Origin of the sequence: Sphingobacterium litopenaei (assembly GCF_014692495.1) — a bacterium.
GTDB classification, from domain to species: Bacteria; Bacteroidota; Bacteroidia; order Sphingobacteriales; family Sphingobacteriaceae; genus Sphingobacterium; species Sphingobacterium litopenaei.
Genome location: NZ_JACOIJ010000023.1, coordinates 1 through 18,306 on the forward strand (window position 1 = coordinate 1; position 18,306 = coordinate 18,306).

Here is an 18,306-nt window from a genome sequence, read left to right on the forward strand (position 1 = left end):
CAAAATTGGGCAATTTAAACTATTCTAAAAGTAATATAGAGGGTATAATTTGACTTTAAAACAGAAAACTTATCTAGAAGCTAGATAAGGAGGTATATTATATGTCTAAAATTTTTATTTAGGACACTTGTGATTCAAAGAAATTTTAAAGTTGCTTATTATTAAATGATTTCTAAAAATAGTTTTTTTCATTAAACGCTTATCAGCTTAAATTAATGGCTTTAATGGCTATGTTTTTAGATCATTTGGCGCGTATTATTTTTCCTGATTTATATATTCTTAAAGTCATTGGAAGATTGGCGTTTATTTTATACGCCTTTTTATTAGTGGAAGGTTTTATACATACGAGAAACAAAGGAAAATATCTTTTTAGGCTATTAATATTTGCTATCTTTTCTGAAATACCGTATGATTGGGCTTTTAGCAATTCACTTTATGATCCTTTTCGTCAGAATGTATTTTTCACTCTATCAGCCGGACTCATTTCATTATGTATAATTGATTCTAAGAAGATATCATCCGATGTCAAAATATTACTTATAGCTTGCTTAGTCACTGCGAGTAATCTGTTTTATTTCGATTATTTATATTTGGGTGTATTACAAGTGATTTGCTTTTATGTGTTTAGATCCAATAAGCTGAAACAGTTTCTGACTGTCGGAATCCTTAATGTATTCTACATGTTCAGAATATCTACACAAGCCGCTGCTATTCTAGGATTCGTCCCCATTTATTTATACAACGGAGAACGAGGAAAGAAAACAGAATTATTGTATTATATCTTTTATCCAGCACATTTATTAATCTATTGGATAGTCAATCGCTGCTTTATGGAGTAATTTTTTGACTTTGCTGGGGTATCTTTCGATGTATTGCAACACCAAAGAGTTCATGTAATAATTACTTAAACACTTGTCATCTTCTTTTACAAGATCTTCATAATCTACAATATCTAACTCAACATCAAAATAGCCAAACGCATATAAAGTGTTATTCCTGAATAGAATATAAGATTTCTCGTTCAAATTTCGTCCTTGATCCACCAACACAAATGATTTCGATTGAGCAGCAATCTTTTCTATTGCGGCTTCAACCTTTTCATTATGCTGATCAACATTGGGAAGTGTTGCATAATTCAATTTTGGTTTAGGCTCATTGTGTACGCTGTAGAAATAACAAAGCTTATTATCCAACTCAAATTCTTCCATCAATTGCAACAAGAGTTGATTAGCTTCATACGGGCGCTCAAAATGTTGAATAGCCTTTGCATGCTTGTCATAAGGTGAAACAACCAAACGGATGTAATCATTTTGGTCTGTATATTGGATAAGCGAAAATTTTGGTTCAAACTTCTTCAAAGCTCTATTATGCGTAGGCCAATATTGTTTTATCAGCTTACATTCTGTCAAGAGTGACATGAGTTCTGTACCTGTTTCCAAATAATCAATATGATGAATATCATTAATAAAAGCCTGTCTCTTTTGTGTACCGTTAGTACCTGAAAAGTGACTTAATACTCTTTTACGGATATTAACAGCTTTACCTACATAAATGATTTTTCCTGTAGCATTGTGAAAAATGTAAACACCCGTAGTTTCGGGCAGTTTTAAAAAATCATCTTCATTAATATGCGTTGGTAAACGATGTTCTTTTGTCTTTTTTAAGGTGCTCTCGATCAGATTTTCTTTATCCTCTCTAACCAATTTTTCAAACAAAGTAACCGTGGCATCTGCGTCACCCATAGCACGATGTCTATCGTGAATAATAATGCCTAAATTTTGGCAAAGTTTTCCTAGACTATAAGATGATTGGTTTGGGATGATTTTGCGCGAAAGTCTCACCGTACACAATTTGGGGGCACGCCAAGAATATCCTGCATTTTTAAGTTCTTCCACCAAAAAGGAATAATCAAAATTTACATTGTGTGCCACAAAAATTCGTTTGTGCAACAAATTGTAAACTGTGGAAGCAATGTCATTAAAGTAAGGCGCATCTTCGACCATTTCATTGCTGATGCCTGTTAAAGCTTGAATATGGAAGGGGATGATTGCTCCAGGATTAACTAAAGATTGGAACTTTTCCAAAATATGAGTTCCATTATGGATGACGATAGCTATTTCGGTTATTTTATTTCCTGCCGCGTACGATCCCGTTGTCTCTATATCCACAATAGCATATTCCATAAAGCAAAAGTACAAACAACTTTCGGATTACAGAATTATCAATAGGATAGAGGCGATTATTACTAAAGAAATAATAATATAACGAAATGTTTTTTCTGGCAGAACTTTTATGATTTTAATACCAATAAAGCCACCCAATAAAATAAAAGGAATTGCCATTATATTTAGCATCAGACCTGCCCAAGTAATATTATGCCACACAAAAACCTGCAATGGAATTTTACTCAGGTTGAGGATAAATATAAACCAGGCTGAAGTTGCTGCAAAAGTAATTTTATCTAATCTTTTGGAAAGCATATAGACCGATAGAGCTGGACCAGCAGCATTTCCAATCATGGTAGAAAAACCTAAAATAAAACCGAACAAAGGCGAATACCATTTCTTTTCAGTAAGTAATTTTTGCTTTTCTTCGGAAGATTTTTCCATCCAAAGCATAATAAAAACACCTACAATGATACATATACCAATGCATATTTTGAAAGTTTTATCATCCACATAATTACCCAAAAACAATCCTACCAAAAGCCCGACAAACGCTAGGGGCAAAAGCTTTTTGACTTCGTTCCATAGAAAGGCTTTGCGGTAATAAATAACAGCTACTAAGTCAGCAAAACAAAGTAATATTAATACGATGCCCGTAGAATATTTTGCACCAAATAGCAAAGCAAAAAGGGGCACTGCAAGTGTGCCGATATTTTGTATTCCCGTCTTGGAAATACCAATGAGCATTGCACAGATAAAATACAATGACCAACTATAGGGACTAGATATTAATTGCAGTGCTTCTTGCATATTATGCTTTTAATATTTCCAACACTTTTGCTGCGCTGATTTCAGAATAATCATTAATATAGAAAGAACATTTTGGTAATTGCTCTTTAGTGTGTGAGCTTAATACAGCAACGACTTTCATCCCAGCATTTAATCCCGCTGTGACACCAGAAAATGAATCTTCAAATACCACGCAGTTACTAGGATCAACACCCAATCGTGCTGCTGAATTCAAATATACTTCAGGATGAGGCTTATGTAATTTAACATCTTCACTGCTCATTAGTGATTGCATTTCCTTGCGAATGTCTAAGTGATCTACAATAAGATCCATATTAGCTCTCGGTGCCGAAGTACATACTGCAGTTTTGAAATTATTAGCTTTTAGGTCCGCTAAGAAAGTTTTGTAATCTGGAATGGTTTCTATTTTATCTTTGTACAATTCACGAAACAATTGTTCTTTTTCATTTTCGAGCTGAATTAATTCTTCACCATGTACTGGTCTTTTGAAAAAGTAAGTCATAATATGGCTATTGTGTTTACCATACATATGGTCTTCAAACTCTTTCTCGGTATAAGGAATTTGGTATTTGTCAAAAAAAGCTTCGAATGCTTTAGCGTGATGAGGATTGGTATGGCAGATTACACCATCCATATCAAATAATACGGCATATTGATTCATGGCGCAAATATAACTATAAATTAGTCTGAATATGGTCATTTTAGCGTGGAGATTACTTAGGATTTTATTATTTTAGACACAAATGAAACATATACTAATTAGCCTAATAGCTCTCTTTCTTTTTTCATGTGATAGTGATGTTTACGAAACGTACTCAAAAGAGCGTGAGTTTACGATTCGTAAAATCAAACGATCAGGAAAAAGACATATGCGTGGATTTTATGTCGAGGGGAGTGATTACAAAATTCGTTATAGGGATATTCGTAATGGAAAGTACGAAGTAGGTGATAAGGTGGTTTTGAAATACGATTCCATTGTCAATAAAACTAAAGGCACTTACGAATTAAAAACGCAAAGAAGAATAACCGATTGATTATTCTTCTTTAGCTAACATTTTATAAGCTTGATCGATATATTGATAGAATGCTCCATCTGGTGTTCTCTTTCCAGATTTGTCGTGCATATGTCCCAATCGAACGACCATAATCCTGTCTTCGGGAATAGAAATCACAAATTGACCGAGATGTCCGTCCATATAGACAATCTTTTTCCCTTGATATTCGCCTAACCACCAACCATAACCATATTGCTGAGAATCTTCAGCCGCTGGCTGCAAAGATTGTTGGACATAGTTAGAATCCAAAATTTGTCGATTACCCCATTTGCCGTTGTTGGTATATAATTTACCGAATCGAGCGAAATCTCTGGCATTACTAGCGATACAACAATATGTTTTTTCGATACCGTCTTCTGGTGAAATTTGCCATAATGCATCGTTTTCAGCACCCATCAGCTTCCAAAAGTGTTCTGATAGAAAGTCAGATAAATTGCTTGGTATTGCCTTGGAAAGCACCATTCCCAATAATTGGGTATCTCCGCTTTGATATTTAAACTTTTGATTTGGAAATTTGTAAATAGGCAATTCTAGCATGGCTTTACTTACGTTTTTATAAAAATAAGCTTTAGTAGTAATAGAAAATGGTGAATTGTATCGCTCATCCCATTCTAATCCCGAACGCATCGTCACTAAATCTCTAATCGCCAAATCTGCTGCAAATTCACCTTTCAATTCGGGCAAATAAGACTTCACTTTTTCATCCAAACTAATAATATATCCGAGTTCCAAAGCTTTTCCAAGCAAAGCAGCTGTTATACTTTTTGCCATGGAGAAGGAATTTGTAAGCGAATTTTCGTCAAAACCATCATAATATTTTTCAAACCAAATACTATCGTTCTTAATTATCAAATACGCTATAGTCTTATTGGCTTGATGAATGGAATCCAATTTTGATGTACTGTTTACGGAATTATAATCTTTTGCTTGTGGCCAAGGTTGAGAAGCTCCGGCTTTAATAGTTCTATTTTCAAAATATTTATAATCTTCCAAAAAAGCAGAAGTGTGTCCCGTAAAATAAACAGTTCGTACAGCTTTTAGAATATATCCATTTCCTGTAAAAAGTAAACCTAATGTTATAATCGTAATGAGTACGATGACCGTACCAAGAAGCCATTTTAAAATTTTGATAATCATAGTTGAAGGTTTATAGATTAAATATACTGAATGTTTTAATTATTACTATTAATGAAGAAAATCATTTTGAATTTGTAGTTTATTTTGATATATTTATGATATCAAAATGATATCAAATTTTAACACTTATAAATTATGGAAAAAGTTATTAAGCCTACCTCAGGATATTCTGCCATCGGAATTGGAATTGTCTTGTTATTAATGTCTGGTTACATTGTATATTTATCGGTTTTAAACGATAGACCTGCATTTATATTCCTTGGGATTCTAGTTTTTTTAGCCTCAATTTTTATTTTTAAAGGAATTTTGATTGTACATCCAAATCATTCACGTGTATTGAATTTCTTTGGTAGCTATGTAGGCACAATTAAGGAAAATGGATTGTTTTTTGTGAATCCATTGTATACAGCGACAAAAATGTCTTTGCGTTCGGAAAACTTACAAGGACAAACGTTAAAGGTTAATGATAAAATGGGTAATCCTATTGAAATCGGTGCGGTAATCGTTTGGAAAATTGGTGATACGTATAAAGCTGCGTACGATGTAGAACGCGTATTTGATTATGTGCGCGCACAATCTGAAGCTGCGGTCCGTCATTTGGCGGTGAGTTTTGCATACGATGATTTGGAAGATGATACGGCTGAGATTACCTTGCGTAATGGTGGGGAAGAGGTAAATCATATTTTAGAGAATGAGTTGACAGAGCGCTTGTCAAAAGCAGGTATAGTTGTGCAAGAAGCTCGTATTAGTCACTTAGCTTATGCAGCAGAGATTGCTGGTGCGATGTTGCAAAGACAGCAAGCTGCAGCAATTGTAGCAGCGCGTGCAAAGATCGTTGACGGTGCTGTTGGGATGGTAGATATGGCGTTGAAAAAATTATCCGCTGAGAATATTGTGGAATTAGATGACGAGCGTAAAGCAGCTATGGTAAGCAATCTAATGGTCGTATTATGCGGTGAAAAAGCAGCACAACCAATTGTAAATACAGGCTCCTTGTATTAATAATAGGATCATCAAAGTGATTTGATATGAAGAAAAAAAGTTTTGTGGTGCGCATAGATGAGGATACATTCAAGCTACTTGAAAAGTGGGCGCAGGATGAATTTCGTAGTGTCAATGGTCAAATTGAATTTTTACTACATGAAGCTCTGGTGAAGAGCAAGCGTAAAAAGGATAACGCAAAAAAAGAGGATTAAATGAGGCATTATGCCTCATTTTTGTTTGATGTAGGATGATTTTCAAAGTGTTATAAAAAAAATCTCTAAAATAATTTTGATAATAAAAATTTACAATCTATATTAGTGTATTATTTAAATAGTACACTAGTATGATAACCATTAAAGACTTAAATTTTAGTTATACCAAAAACAAACCTATCTTTTCAGATTTGAATCTAGATTTGGATACAGGGCATATCTATGGACTCCTCGGTAAGAATGGGGCAGGAAAATCGACGCTTCTGAAGAATATGATTGGATTAGTATATCCCAATTCAGGCGAGATTTTAATTCTTGAACAGGATGTAAAACAGCGAAATCCTTCATTATTGAAAGAGATTTGCTTTATACCAGAGGATTTGTATTTACCTAATGTATCGGTAAAAAGTTACCTAAAATCAAATTCTTGCTTTTATCCGAATTTTGATGAGAGCTACTTTCAAAAACTCTTTACCGAATTTCAGATTCCTGCGAATCAAAATTTAGGAAATATGAGTTACGGGCAGAAGAAGAAATTCTTGATTTCTTTTGGTCTTGCGACCAACACCAAAGTAGTCATTATGGATGAACCGACTAATGGATTGGATATTCCGTCCAAAGCACAGTTCAGAAAGGTTCTTGCAGCCGTAATGAATGAAGATCGTGTGATTGTGATTTCTACGCACCAAGTCCGTGATTTGGACAATTTGATTGATTCTGTGATTATATTGGATCAACATCGTATCGTGTTGAATGAATCCATTCAAACTATTGCAGATCGTTTGCACTTTAAAAAAGTGACGGAATTGAGCCAAGATATACTGTATGCTGAACAAGGAATTGGAGCATACAATGTTATCTCAACGAATGCTGATTTTGAAGATTCGAAAATTGATCTTGAATTGCTGTTCAATGCTGTAACCGTAGAAAATGAAAAAATTACCAATCAATTTTTAATCGCAGAATATGAATAATACATTTGATTTTAATCGTTTCAAATTGCTTGTTGGTAGACAATGGCAATCTTATAAAAAAGAGTATTTCCTTATTGTTGGTGTTTTGTTGGCAATAATTCTTTATTTCTATGGGAATGAATTTTACAAAGTTTTCAAGGTAGGTGATATGGATATTTATAACAATGATTTTAGATTCCGAATTCCTTTATTTATTATTTTTGGACTTCTTTATATTTCTCTAACGGCTAGTTCTTATTTTAAAAATTACGGCAAATCCAATGCAGCTATAGCGGAGATATTAGTTCCGGCTTCTAAATTTGAAAAATTTCTTGCAGGCATATTCTACACAACAGGTTTAGGATTTGTGACATATTTACTTCTATTCCATATTGTAGATTTTGGGTTTATGAATTATGTACGATCATTTACCACAAGCACGACAACTTATGTAGAAAATGGTAAAGAAATAGTACGCGATAATTTACCTTACTTGCACAAAATAATATATATAGATCCAGTGAAATATTTTGTATTTCTACCGTTTACAATTAATGCGCTTTTTTTGCTGGGATCAATATATTTTAAGAACAAGCACTTTATCAAAACAATAGTATCTGTTGCGGTATATGCTGGACTTTGTTTTTTTCTAATTTATAGTATTTATAGATTATTCTTTTTAGGACATATGCAATTAGAAGAAAATGATTATATAGACAATAAAAAATTAATGTTGTTTTTATTTGCTGTTCTGGGGTGGACTATAACAATTATTTTGTGGGCAATCACATATGTTCGATTGAAAGAAAAGGAGGCTTAATATGGATTTTAACCCAAATAAAGCAATTTATTTGCAAATTGTAGATCATATTTGTGAGAATATTCTGCTTGGTAAGTTGCCAATAGATTCCAAACTACCGTCCGTGCGTGAGTTGGCTATTGAAATAGCCGTGAATCCAAATACAGTCATGCGTACTTATGATTTTTTGCAGCAGCAAGGTATTATTTCGAATAAGCGTGGCGTTGGTTTTTTTGTGACACCAGATTCTTTTTCACAAATAAAAAAGTATAAGAAAGAAATCTTCGTGAAGGAAGATCTTCCTCAAGTTTTCAAAAATATCTATCTTCTTGATATCTCATTAGAGGAATTGAAGGAGAGATATGATGCTTTCATTAATGAAAATTATAAATCGAACTAAAATGAAATTAAGTAATAAATTATTAATAGGGCTAGGCGTAGGCTTATTTACACTAATTTTGAGTATTGTCGTTGTTGCTAATGTTGGTGGTATCGATAGTCAAGAATATTGGAAGAGCATGGAAAATGAATCCAAAAATTTCTCGTCAGAAAGTAAATACTTGAAGGCGTCTAAACTAAAAACTTACAGCAGTATAAAATTAAATAGTGAACACCATAGGGGAGTGCAACTGCATTTAATTAAAGATGAGACTTATGGATTCAAAAGTAATTCTGAGACAAATGAAGTAGAGGTTTTATCCGATAAAAATGGACTTATATTAAACTTTAAAACAAAGTCATATCATCACTTACATGTTTACTTGTACGCGCCTCATTTTGAGAATGTGACTTTGTCAAATTTAAATCTAGATAATTTGGTTACGTCAGAAGATTCATTGAAATTGAACTTCCTTAATGCTTCATGGGGATCTTATAATATAGAAAATGAAAGTTTAAAATCTTTGGATCTGAGTTTAACGAATTCATCTATTGATAACACATTCAAAATTGGGAATTTGGAAAACCTAAATCTTAAACTAACAAATTCTTCGATTAAACTACAGCCATCCACGCTCAAAGGTTTAGCCGTTCAGGCCGAGAATTCCAGATTTGCTATTGAAGAGCCAAATGGTCCTACGACAATCTCTAGTTTATCCGTTGTTACACAAGGTAAATCAACTATTAGTTTGCCAAATAAAATTTCTGTAGATAAAATAGAAGGAAATCTTTCTGACAGTACATCAACAAATTTGCCTGTATTTTTACTAAAGAATTTAATCAAGTAAAATAAAATCTCAGACATAACAAAAGCGTCGTTTTATGACGCTTTTGTTGTTTAGTCTCTTCTCAAGAACTCTCTATCCTCATCTGATAAACCATCGTTTGGTTTGTATGGAGAATCGATATAATTATCATCTGCAGTTGTTGGCTCAACACGAGGTTCGAAAACAGGATTGTTTATGCCATATTCTGAAGGATGTTTCTTTCTTCGTCTAAAAAGTATTCCTCCAGTAATCACACCTAGCAAAAAGAAGATACCAAGAATTAAAAGTTTTGAAGTGCGGATATCACCGAATAACCAAAACGAACTTTCTTCCTTATTATTGAATAAAATAATTCCTACTAAAGCGAGAAGTATAGCGATGATTATAGTTTTTGGTTTCATAGTGAATACATTTTATTGAAACACAAACATAACAAAAAAGGAGATAACCATGGGTTATCTCCTTTATATTTTGAGCGAATAACTAATTATTCAGCTACAACTTCGAAAGGAACTTGAACTTTCACTTCTTTGTGTAAGTTTAAGTTTGCGATGTATTCACCTACAGTTTTAGGCTCTACTTCGAAAGTGATGCGACGACGGTCTACGTCATAACCTTGAGCTTTCAATGCATCAGCGATTTGGATGCTATTTACTTTACCGAAGATTTTACCAGACTCACCAGCTTTAGCACCGATAGACAACTTAACGTTTTCTAATTTAGCAGCTAATTCTGTAGCATCTTTCTTGATTTTGTCTTGTTTGAACTGAGCTTGTTTGATGTTCTCAGCCAATACTTTTTTAGCAGATGAAGTTGCTAATGTAGCAAATCCTTGAGGAATTAAGTAGTTACGACCGTAACCTGGTTTTACTACTACGATATCGTCTTTCTCACCAAGGTGCTTAACATCTTGTTTTAATATAATTTCCATTTATCGTATCCTCCTTATTTTAATGAATCAGCTACGTAAGGTAATAAGCCTACGATACGCGCACGTTTCACAGCTTGAGCAACTTTACGTTGGAATTTCAATGATGTACCAGTAAGACGACGAGGTAAGATTTTACCTTGATCGTTAACGAATTTCAACAAGAAGTTAGCATCTTTATAATCGATGTATTTGATACCATTCTTTTTGAAACGACAGTATTTTTTACGGTTGTCCTCTACTTTAGGAGCAGTCACGTATTGGATGTTTTCGTTTGCCATTAGTTTGCTACCTCCTCAGTTTTAGTTTCAGCTTTCTTGTTGAATGCACCGCTACGTTTTTTCTCGTTGTAAGCTACAGCGTGCTTATCAAGCGCGATAGTTAAGAAACGCATCACACGCTCATCACGTTTGTATTCAACCTCTAATTTTTTAATTAATTCACCTGGAGCCTTGAATTCAGTTAAGTGATAAAATCCAGTAGTTTTTTTCTGGATTGGATACGCTAATTTTTTCAAACCCCAATTATCTTCAGCGATAATTTCGGCTCCGCCTTCTGTTAAGATGTTTTTGAATTTAGCAATTGCCTCTTTCGCAGCATCTTCTGAAAGCAACGGGGTAAGAATGATTACAGATTCGTACTGTTGCATTGTTTTTAAATAATTATGTTAATTTAAATTTTCCGTACTTACGGAAGTGCAAAGGTAGATAAATATTCTTATTTGTCAAATAATTTATGCAAATATTCCAAGATCAAAACCTTCCTTATGACTTTTTAACTAATCTGCCGCTTGAGGATGTTTTGTTTTCCAAAATTTGAGTCGGCTGAGTTGCATAAGAAATTTTAGCAGAGGAGGAAAGATTGCTCTTTAATGTATTAGCTGTACTAATGTCTAACTTTGCCGAGGAACTACCTTTGCAAACCAAATTCTTTATAGTTACTTTTTCTAAATCTAAAGATGCAGACGAACTCATATCGATTGTTGAATTATCTATCTTTCCAGCCAAGGAGATCTTACCTGAACTTGAAGCTTCAATTACGGCAGTGCTCGCTAAGATGTGTGAATCAAATTTTCCAGAAGATGTGACTTCGATGTCCATATTATCAGCTTTAATATGTCTTGCGCTGATTTTTCCGGATGAATTAGCTACTATAGACACGGGAGATGAAGTAATTGGAGCATCCACATGTAAAGTAGCACTTGAAGTAGCTTTTAATACTTTTAATTTAGAATTGGAGTAAATGGTAACTTTATTTGGTTTTGAAGTTCTAATTGATGTATTAGGTTTATATCTAATAGTTAATACATCATTTTTTATTTCAGTTATAATTAAATCAAGGTAATCTTTCTTTTCACTCTCTAACACTATTTCGTTCCTATCTGATTCCACATAAGCGGCATTTAGACTCGTAGCGACTGATATTCCATGATGATTAGCAATTTTTCTTGTTTCCTTATATTGGGCAAATGTTACGGCCAAAGAGAAATAAGCTAGGAAAAATACAATTGTCCTTTTCATAATATTGGTGATTATTTATATATCTAATATAATTATATTATCTGGTTTCTTCGCTTATCTTTTGATTTCTATATTTGTCTATGACTTTAATTGAGCATTTCAAAAATTTGTATCATATAGATGAGGAATTGGAATTTTTCTTTGAATCGATCAGCGAAACGAAGGAATACGGGAAGGGAGATTTGATTTTTGAACCAAATAGCTATTTGAAGCATATCTATTTTATCGAATCAGGATTTACTCGGGTGTATTATTATAAGAACAAGAAAGATATTACGCATTATTTCTACGGTGAAAATACATTTAGTACAGGTATAGAGAGTGTATTTTACCAAAAGCCAACTTTATTTGGGTTTCAGGCGTTAGCTCCTTCCAAGATTATTCAAATTCCTTTTGCACCAATCCGTGAACTAGCCAATAAAAACATCACCATAAATCATATTATTGAAAAAATATTATTAGATAATTTAATTTCTTTTTCTAAAAGATTTTATAACAGCCAGTTTGAGACGGCGCATGAACGATATGCTTCTTTATTAACTGAAAATCCTACCTTATTACAAAATGCTTCCTTAGGACATATTGCTTCATATTTGGGAGTTTCTCAACAAACTCTTTCTGTTATTCGAGGAATGAAGTAATTTCATTTTTTAAGATATCTGAAAATTTTATTATGAAACAATCTTGATCTTTGTGATGTTATAAAAGTCAGAAGATCTTTTTATGAAAAAAAATACACTATTAGTTACAGTAGGTTTGTGTTTGTGTAGCACACTAAATGACAGTTTATTTGCACAAGAGCAATTAAATTTATTTAGTAGTCCAGTGGAATCAGCTATTAGACACAATAAATCTATCCAGAATGCTAATTTGGAAAATAAAAAAGTGGCTTTGGATAGGGAAGATGTAAGGGGAAAATTACTCCCTAAAGTATCTATGAATGCTTTGTATGGTTACGTGAATACGGGACTTGACGTGGATTTACCCACCCAACAGTTACCGATTACAGGAATTAATCTCTTCGAAGGCACTACCAAAGGCAATGTTTCTTCTCAAGTCTTTGCAACAGGCGTGACTGCTACACAGGTTATTTTTAGTGGTTTACAAATTACCAATGGTCAAAAGGCTTTAGAGCAAAAGCAAAAAGCACTTTCTCTCATGACTGAAGCTGGATATGATCAATTGGCACAGGAAGTAATCACTTCTTTTGATCAGCTAATGTTACTAAAAGAAGTTGATGTGTTGATTAATGACTCCGAAAAACGTCTGAATAAGGAACATCTTAAAGTGGTTAAAGCTATTGAAAATGGGGTGGCGATTCCTTATGATCGCGATAAAATTAAGTTAGCTATGCTAGAACTGGAAAGCAAGCGTGCAGAAATTCAAAGCAACCGCGAATTGTTGTATTATAAGTTGGAAGAATTAACAGGACTTCCAATGGAAGAATTACAAGCAGTTTCGTATCCATTACAAGAAATCCTGTTGGCTGAGGATGCTACAGCGATGAACCGAAAAGAAATAGAAACTTTAGAAACTTCACAAAAAGCATATGAGTTTGCACTGAAAAAAGAAAAGGGAGCGCAATTGCCTATGTTATTCGCTTTTGGTAATATTTCCTATTTAAATGCTTTTGATAGTAAATTGACTATAAAAGACGTTCCTCAATTGGGAGATTTGAAATTACAATCCAATCATTTTCAAATGGCGCCAACTTTTGCTGTCGGTGTGGGAATGAAATGGAATATTTTCGAAGGTAAATCTCATAAAGCTGCTGTCGAGAAAGCTAAATTGGATTTGGAAATCAACAACAATAAGTTAGAAGACACAAAAGAAAAGCTGAGTCTTTTGCAACGGAAGACCAAATCGGATTATGAATTAGCTATGAAAAAAATCTCTGTAAACCAACAACAGATGACTATTGCTAAAAACAATATGTATTTAGCTTCACGTCAGTTTGAAGAAGGTTTACAAGATGTCACAGAAAGATTGGAAGCGGAGAACGAGTATTACAAACAATCTTTGAATTATTACAATCAAATTTTAAGTCAGCGTACAGCGGCTACAGAAGTGTTGAAATCAAACGGTAATTTATATCAAACCATTAGTAGATAACTATGAAAAATATAGCATATACTTTAGGTCTTTTATTGGTGTTGCAAAGTTGCTCATCAGAGAAAGCAGAAAAGAAAATTGAGGGTAAAATAGAAAGAGAACAATTATCCGTAACGACTAAAATCCCAGGTAAAATTCAGCAGATTTTAGTAGAAGAAGGACAATTCGTACATAAAGGAGACACACTAATTATTCTGGAACTACCCGAAGTGGACGCCAAAGCGGCACAGGCTCAGGGAGCATTAGAATCGGCGCAAGCGCAATACGATATGGCGGTAAAAGGAGCGACTGATGGTCAATTGCAACAATTGCGCGCTAAGGTGGATGGATTAAAAGAGCAATATGAGTTTGCACAAAAGTCTTTGGATAGAATGCGTAATCTATTGCAGGATTCGTTGGTTTCACAACAAAAATACGACGAGGTATATGCTAAATACCAAGGCGCTAGAAACCAATATTTGGCTGCGCAAGCAGAAATCGCGGATGTAAATCATGGTGCACGTATTGAGCAGCAAAAAATGGCCTTGGGTCAAAAAGAACGTGCTTTAGGAGCAGTTTCTGAAGTGAATGTGGCTGCCAAAGAACGTTATATCATTGCGCCACAGGATATGTCTATTGAAACTATCAATCTGAAAGTAGGGGAGTTAGCGTTGGCTGGCTATAGCTTAGCTTCAGGATACATTACAGAAGGAACTTATTTCCGCGTGACCGTTCCAGAAAGTAAAGTAAAAGATTTCCAAAAAGGTGCTGTCAAAACGTTGAGCATTCCTTATTTGGATAATAAACAGATTCAAGCTAAGGTAGAAACAATAAAAACATTGACGTCCTATGCGAATATCAGTACAGCTTATCCAGACTTCGAACAACAAGAAGCTATGTTTGAGATTCGTCTGAAACCTACAGATACGACTTCTAGCAAAGAATTATTGACTAAAGCTACATTTGTTGTAGAATCTACTAAATAAGGAAATCATGAAAAACTTTATAAGTTTAGTCAAAAGAGAATTCCAGTTATTCTTTCAGAATAAGGTATTGGTGATGCTTTTTCTTGGCGCTCCTTTGATGTATGGTTTGTTGGTTGGTTCGGTTTACAAAAAAGGTACTGTAACACACATTCCTATCATCGTGGTGGATGAGGACCAAACACCGCTTTCCAAACAATTGATTGATATGTTCAATGAGAATGAAGTGATTTATGTTGCTTCGATCTTAAATGATAATTTCAATTCGCATGAGGAAGCTTTACGTAAAGAAGCTACAGTAGTGGTCAATATTCCAAAGAATTTTTCTTCGGATATTAATTACAACCGTCCTACAGAAGTCACCATGTTTGTGAATGCCTCAAACACGGTGACTTCTAACTATGCAATGATGGCGGTGAATGTGTGTGCAGGTACGTTGAAAGCAGGAATTCAGATCAAAGGGTTGGAGAAAAAAGGGGTTCCTTCGTATATCGCTTCACAACAATATGAGCCATTTAAAACCACCATCATCAGACAAAATTTCCGTTCGGGTAACTACCTGTACTTTATGCTACCAGGGGTACTCTTGACGGTATTTCAACAAGTCATGATGCTAGGATTGGCATTGAGTTTTGCTTCGGAATTTGAAAAAGGAACTTTCAGTGAGCTAATATTCAAATGTTCGAATGTTTTTGAGCTATTATTGGTGAAAATTACCCCGTACTTACTGATGTCCGTTTTAATTTATGCCTTATATTATGGTTATTCATTACTGTATAGAATGCCATTGCATGTAGAAGGTTTTGCATTTTGGGGTACTTCGGTATTATTCTTATTGGCAGTAGGTTTTTTAGGAATTTTAGTAAGTATTGCTATTCCAAATCAACTGAAAGCAACGGAAATTTTAATGGTTATAGCAACCCCATCTTTTATTCTAAGTGGTTTTACTTGGCCCTTGAGTCAAATGCCAAATTGGGTTGTTAATATAGCTAACTGTATTCCGTTAACTCACTACCTTAAAATTTTCCGTACGTTGATCGTGGAGAAAGGCACGGTGGATATGGTTACAAGTTCAGTATGGGGTTTAGTTATTATTGCAGGTGTAACTTTGATTTTGTCTGTGATTCTGTTGCAAATAAAAATTAACAAGACCAAAAAGGAAGCGCAAGTAGCTTAATGTTAGATATTAATTATATTCAAGGGGAAGGGCTAAATGTTTAACACTTAGCCTTTTTTGTTATTAATATTTTTATATAATCCTGATAAAATAAAAATTTCTTTGTAAACTATAAATTTCTTAAATAAGAAAATCTTATCTTTAAAAATATTTCCACAAAGACTGCCTTTCTATGAAATCAAAGAAACGGTATTAGTCACGTTTTTTATATTTATTTTATTTCAGTGTTATAGTAATCCTATATCAAAAGACTTATTACGTTTCAATGATTCGCTTGAAAATGTAATAAAAAAAGAGAAGGATTATAATAAAGTCCGAGATCATATCACGGATTTACTAAATACTAATTTTGCAAATAACGCACCATTTGTTATTGACTATATTGAAAAGAATATTTTAAATAACCCAACTTACACTTCTGATACCTTATTTTATGCAAACACATTAAATACGTATGCGATTTGTTTCTTATTTACCGACGTAGATAAATGTATAGAAATAGCGAAGCAAGCATTAAAATATATTGGAGATAATCAAAAGACAGAAATTCTGGAAAAGGTAGCTTTGCTAAATTCTAATCTAGGTAATGCCTATGCAAATAAGGGGCATGATCACACGAGATTAAAAGTCTTTGCAGATATTCACCCCATCATCCTTAAAACGAAAAATCCTCAGATAATAAGGAACTATCACCATAGAATTGGAAGTTATTATTATGGATTTAATGAACTTGACAAAGCTTTAGAGCATTTATATAAGGCATATTTATCGAAGAAGATTTTGTTTATCATCCGGGTTTTGCGGGTGCAACAGAAATTTTCATTGCCTCAGTTTATTTTAAAAAAAACCAAATAGACAGTGTTCGAAAATATATCACCATTGCCAATAATATAAAACGTGCAGAACTTCATTCTTTGTTCAATGCTAGAATAAAAAGTTTATTAGGCTTGACTGAAGCTTATAGAGGCGAGTACGAAAAGGCAAATCAACTTTTGAATGAAGGCTACCAAATTGCCACAAGTGTACCGGACACTTCGGAAATTTTGTATAACCAATTTATGCAAGCCAGAGTTTTGGTTTTACGCAAACAATTTGCAGCAGCCATAGAAAAATATAAGACAGTTATTGCCAACAATAATAAGGATTTTGCGCATTATCGTTATTAAGTGTTGAAAAGTTTGATAGATGCTTATAAAGCAAATGGGCAATATGATAAGGCTTTTGAGACGTATGACATGTTGTTCACATTCATGAATGAACAAAAGTTTAAAAATCAGCACTTATATGCCGAAGAACTTAGTTACAACATGAAGTTCGATGAGAAATTAGCTGAAATAGAAAACCTAAAAATTAGTAATGAGAAAGCAGAATTGACAAAACAACGAAATAGTTTGTTTATTGCTGGACTTGCCGTTTCTTTAATTTTAATACTTATAGTCTTATTTTTGGTTATTAGAGCTCAAAAACACAATAAAATTCTGGCTAAACAAGAATATGACTTATTGAAAGCTAAATTGGAGGAAGAAGAAAATAACAGAATGATTGATGAAATGCAATTGCTTAAGCAAGTGGAAGATCGTGAGCGAAATCGAATTGCTACAGATCTTCACGATAGCATTGGCGGTTTATTGTCATCCATTAAGATATCCATGTACAGCTATCAAGAATCTACGAAATTAAATCCTGCACAGACTGAGCATACTAACCGAATATTAGAATACATTGACGAAACTAAACAAGAATTAAATCGAATTGTCTATAATCTAACACCTCTTATTGTAGAAAAATTTGGTTTGCTAGAAGCAATAAAACAGTATTGTAAAAAGATTCAAAACGAGCAATTTCAAATTCGCCTTCAAATCATCAGTGTACCTACAAATATCATGGTAGAAGATGAAATCACGCTATATCGTATAATCCAGGAAGTTTTACATAACATTGTAAAGCATGCTAAGGCGCAAAATGTTTTAGTTCAAATACAAACAGACAAGGAGTCTGGTATGGTGATAATATCTATTGAAGATGATGGTCAAGGAATGGATGTGGAAGAAGCAAAAAATAAAGGAGGTTTAGGAATGCGAAGCTTATTTTCTCGAGTTCAGAATCTTAACGGATCCATCAAAATCGAGTCGCAAAAGAATATAGGCACATCCATTTATATTCATTGTTTCCCAAATCCTATTAACGGCTAAAATATTAATCCCCTGCCTTGTATTAGACAGGTGCAGGGGATACTCTCTTATTTTATAACATAACAAAAACTTATTGCTGTTTTTCAAACCAAAAA

General features: G+C 33.7%; 23 protein-coding genes. 14 read left to right on the forward strand and 9 right to left on the reverse strand.

Translation table 11 applies throughout. The features are described 5' to 3' along the window. Positions 1 to 224 precede the first annotated feature (224 nt). A complete protein-coding gene (locus H8B04_RS11710) occupies positions 225 to 839 on the forward strand; it encodes a conjugal transfer protein TraX (protein WP_262891417.1) in 615 nt (204 codons plus the stop codon). On the opposite strand, the gene H8B04_RS11715 is transcribed toward H8B04_RS11710, so the two are convergent. From H8B04_RS11715 to H8B04_RS11725, 3 genes are read right to left on the reverse strand one after another with little or no spacing between them, the layout of a single operon-like run. Continuing rightward, the gene (locus tag H8B04_RS11715) at positions 801 to 2,183 is read right to left on the reverse strand and encodes an exonuclease domain-containing protein (RefSeq protein WP_190302474.1); all 1,383 of its coding nucleotides are present in this window, start codon (positions 2,181 to 2,183) and stop codon (positions 801 to 803) included. The genes H8B04_RS11710 and H8B04_RS11715 overlap by 39 nt on opposite strands. A gap of 27 nt (positions 2,184 to 2,210) precedes the next feature. Next, a complete protein-coding gene (locus H8B04_RS11720; RefSeq protein WP_190302475.1) occupies positions 2,211 to 2,975 on the reverse strand; it encodes a sulfite exporter TauE/SafE family protein in 765 nt (254 codons plus the stop codon). A 1-nt stretch (position 2,976) separates the two neighbouring features. Then, positions 2,977 to 3,636, reverse strand: coding sequence for an HAD family hydrolase (locus tag H8B04_RS11725; RefSeq protein ID WP_190302476.1), 660 nt, complete (start codon positions 3,634 to 3,636; stop codon positions 2,977 to 2,979). An 82-nt stretch (positions 3,637 to 3,718) separates the two neighbouring features. On the opposite strand from H8B04_RS11725, the gene H8B04_RS11730 reads away from it, so the two are divergent. Beyond that, the gene (locus tag H8B04_RS11730) at positions 3,719 to 4,009 is read left to right on the forward strand and encodes a hypothetical protein (RefSeq protein ID WP_165289730.1); all 291 of its coding nucleotides are present in this window, start codon (positions 3,719 to 3,721) and stop codon (positions 4,007 to 4,009) included. On the opposite strand, the gene H8B04_RS11735 is transcribed toward H8B04_RS11730, so the two are convergent. Beyond that, positions 4,010 to 5,167: a serine hydrolase domain-containing protein gene (locus tag H8B04_RS11735; protein WP_223815403.1), complete on the reverse strand. Its 1,158-nt coding sequence runs from the start codon at positions 5,165 to 5,167 to the stop codon at positions 4,010 to 4,012. Positions 5,168 to 5,302: 135 nt separating this feature from the next. On the opposite strand from H8B04_RS11735, the gene H8B04_RS11740 reads away from it, so the two are divergent. The 6 genes from H8B04_RS11740 (at position 5,303) to H8B04_RS11765 (ending at position 9,341) form a co-directional block, all read left to right on the forward strand. Continuing rightward, positions 5,303 to 6,169, forward strand: coding sequence for an SPFH domain-containing protein (locus H8B04_RS11740; RefSeq protein ID WP_165289728.1), 867 nt, complete (start codon positions 5,303 to 5,305; stop codon positions 6,167 to 6,169). Positions 6,170 to 6,195: 26 nt separating this feature from the next. After that, on the forward strand, positions 6,196 to 6,363 hold the full coding sequence (locus tag H8B04_RS11745) for an Arc family DNA binding domain-containing protein (RefSeq protein ID WP_165289727.1): 168 nt from the start codon (positions 6,196 to 6,198) through the stop codon (positions 6,361 to 6,363). Positions 6,364 to 6,494: 131 nt separating this feature from the next. Further along, positions 6,495 to 7,337 carry an ABC transporter ATP-binding protein gene (locus tag H8B04_RS11750; protein ID WP_190302477.1) on the forward strand — a complete coding sequence of 281 codons (843 nt, stop codon included), beginning with the start codon at positions 6,495 to 6,497 and terminating at the stop codon, positions 7,335 to 7,337. Then, positions 7,330 to 8,136 (forward strand): hypothetical protein, encoded by an 807-nt coding sequence (locus H8B04_RS11755; RefSeq protein ID WP_190302478.1) that lies wholly within the window; start codon positions 7,330 to 7,332, stop codon positions 8,134 to 8,136. Before H8B04_RS11750 ends, H8B04_RS11755 begins: the two co-directional genes overlap by 8 nt. Before the next feature lies 1 nt (position 8,137). Beyond that, entirely contained in the window at positions 8,138 to 8,515 is a 378-nt protein-coding gene (locus tag H8B04_RS11760) for a GntR family transcriptional regulator (protein WP_165289724.1), read from the forward strand. Between the two features lies 1 nt (position 8,516). Beyond that, the gene (locus H8B04_RS11765; protein WP_165289723.1) at positions 8,517 to 9,341 is read left to right on the forward strand and encodes a hypothetical protein; all 825 of its coding nucleotides are present in this window, start codon (positions 8,517 to 8,519) and stop codon (positions 9,339 to 9,341) included. A 50-nt stretch (positions 9,342 to 9,391) separates the two neighbouring features. On the opposite strand, the gene H8B04_RS11770 is transcribed toward H8B04_RS11765, so the two are convergent. The 5 genes from H8B04_RS11770 to H8B04_RS11790 form a co-directional block, all read right to left on the reverse strand. Next, entirely contained in the window at positions 9,392 to 9,721 is a 330-nt protein-coding gene (locus tag H8B04_RS11770) for an LPXTG cell wall anchor domain-containing protein (protein WP_165289722.1), read from the reverse strand. An 86-nt stretch (positions 9,722 to 9,807) separates the two neighbouring features. Beyond that, entirely contained in the window at positions 9,808 to 10,251 is a 444-nt protein-coding gene (gene rplI, locus H8B04_RS11775; RefSeq protein ID WP_165289721.1) for a 50S ribosomal protein L9, read from the reverse strand. A gap of 14 nt (positions 10,252 to 10,265) precedes the next feature. Further along, on the reverse strand, positions 10,266 to 10,529 hold the full coding sequence (gene rpsR / locus H8B04_RS11780) for a 30S ribosomal protein S18 (RefSeq protein ID WP_148920887.1): 264 nt from the start codon (positions 10,527 to 10,529) through the stop codon (positions 10,266 to 10,268). Then, positions 10,529 to 10,897, reverse strand: a complete 369-nt coding sequence (gene rpsF, locus H8B04_RS11785) for a 30S ribosomal protein S6 (protein WP_165289720.1) — start codon at positions 10,895 to 10,897, stop codon at positions 10,529 to 10,531. Before rpsF ends, rpsR begins: the two co-directional genes overlap by 1 nt. A gap of 115 nt (positions 10,898 to 11,012) precedes the next feature. Continuing rightward, the gene (locus H8B04_RS11790; protein WP_165289719.1) at positions 11,013 to 11,768 is read right to left on the reverse strand and encodes a GIN domain-containing protein; all 756 of its coding nucleotides are present in this window, start codon (positions 11,766 to 11,768) and stop codon (positions 11,013 to 11,015) included. Positions 11,769 to 11,848: 80 nt separating this feature from the next. On the opposite strand from H8B04_RS11790, the gene H8B04_RS11795 reads away from it, so the two are divergent. The 6 genes from H8B04_RS11795 (at position 11,849) to H8B04_RS11820 (ending at position 18,211) form a co-directional block, all read left to right on the forward strand. Further along, on the forward strand, positions 11,849 to 12,409 hold the full coding sequence (locus H8B04_RS11795) for a Crp/Fnr family transcriptional regulator (protein WP_165289718.1): 561 nt from the start codon (positions 11,849 to 11,851) through the stop codon (positions 12,407 to 12,409). Between the two features lie 82 nt (positions 12,410 to 12,491). Further along, positions 12,492 to 13,880 (forward strand): TolC family protein, encoded by a 1,389-nt coding sequence (locus tag H8B04_RS11800; RefSeq protein WP_190302479.1) that lies wholly within the window; start codon positions 12,492 to 12,494, stop codon positions 13,878 to 13,880. Positions 13,881 to 13,882: 2 nt separating this feature from the next. Then, positions 13,883 to 14,845, forward strand: a complete 963-nt coding sequence (locus H8B04_RS11805) for an HlyD family secretion protein (RefSeq protein WP_190302480.1) — start codon at positions 13,883 to 13,885, stop codon at positions 14,843 to 14,845. A gap of 7 nt (positions 14,846 to 14,852) precedes the next feature. Then, a complete protein-coding gene (locus tag H8B04_RS11810; RefSeq protein WP_165289715.1) occupies positions 14,853 to 16,019 on the forward strand; it encodes an ABC transporter permease in 1,167 nt (388 codons plus the stop codon). A gap of 914 nt (positions 16,020 to 16,933) precedes the next feature. After that, the gene (locus H8B04_RS11815) at positions 16,934 to 17,185 is read left to right on the forward strand and encodes a hypothetical protein (RefSeq protein ID WP_190302481.1); all 252 of its coding nucleotides are present in this window, start codon (positions 16,934 to 16,936) and stop codon (positions 17,183 to 17,185) included. A gap of 3 nt (positions 17,186 to 17,188) precedes the next feature. Then, complete coding sequence (locus tag H8B04_RS11820) at positions 17,189 to 18,211, forward strand: sensor histidine kinase (protein ID WP_190302482.1); 1,023 nt, start codon at positions 17,189 to 17,191, stop codon at positions 18,209 to 18,211. Positions 18,212 to 18,306: the final 95 nt, after the last annotated feature.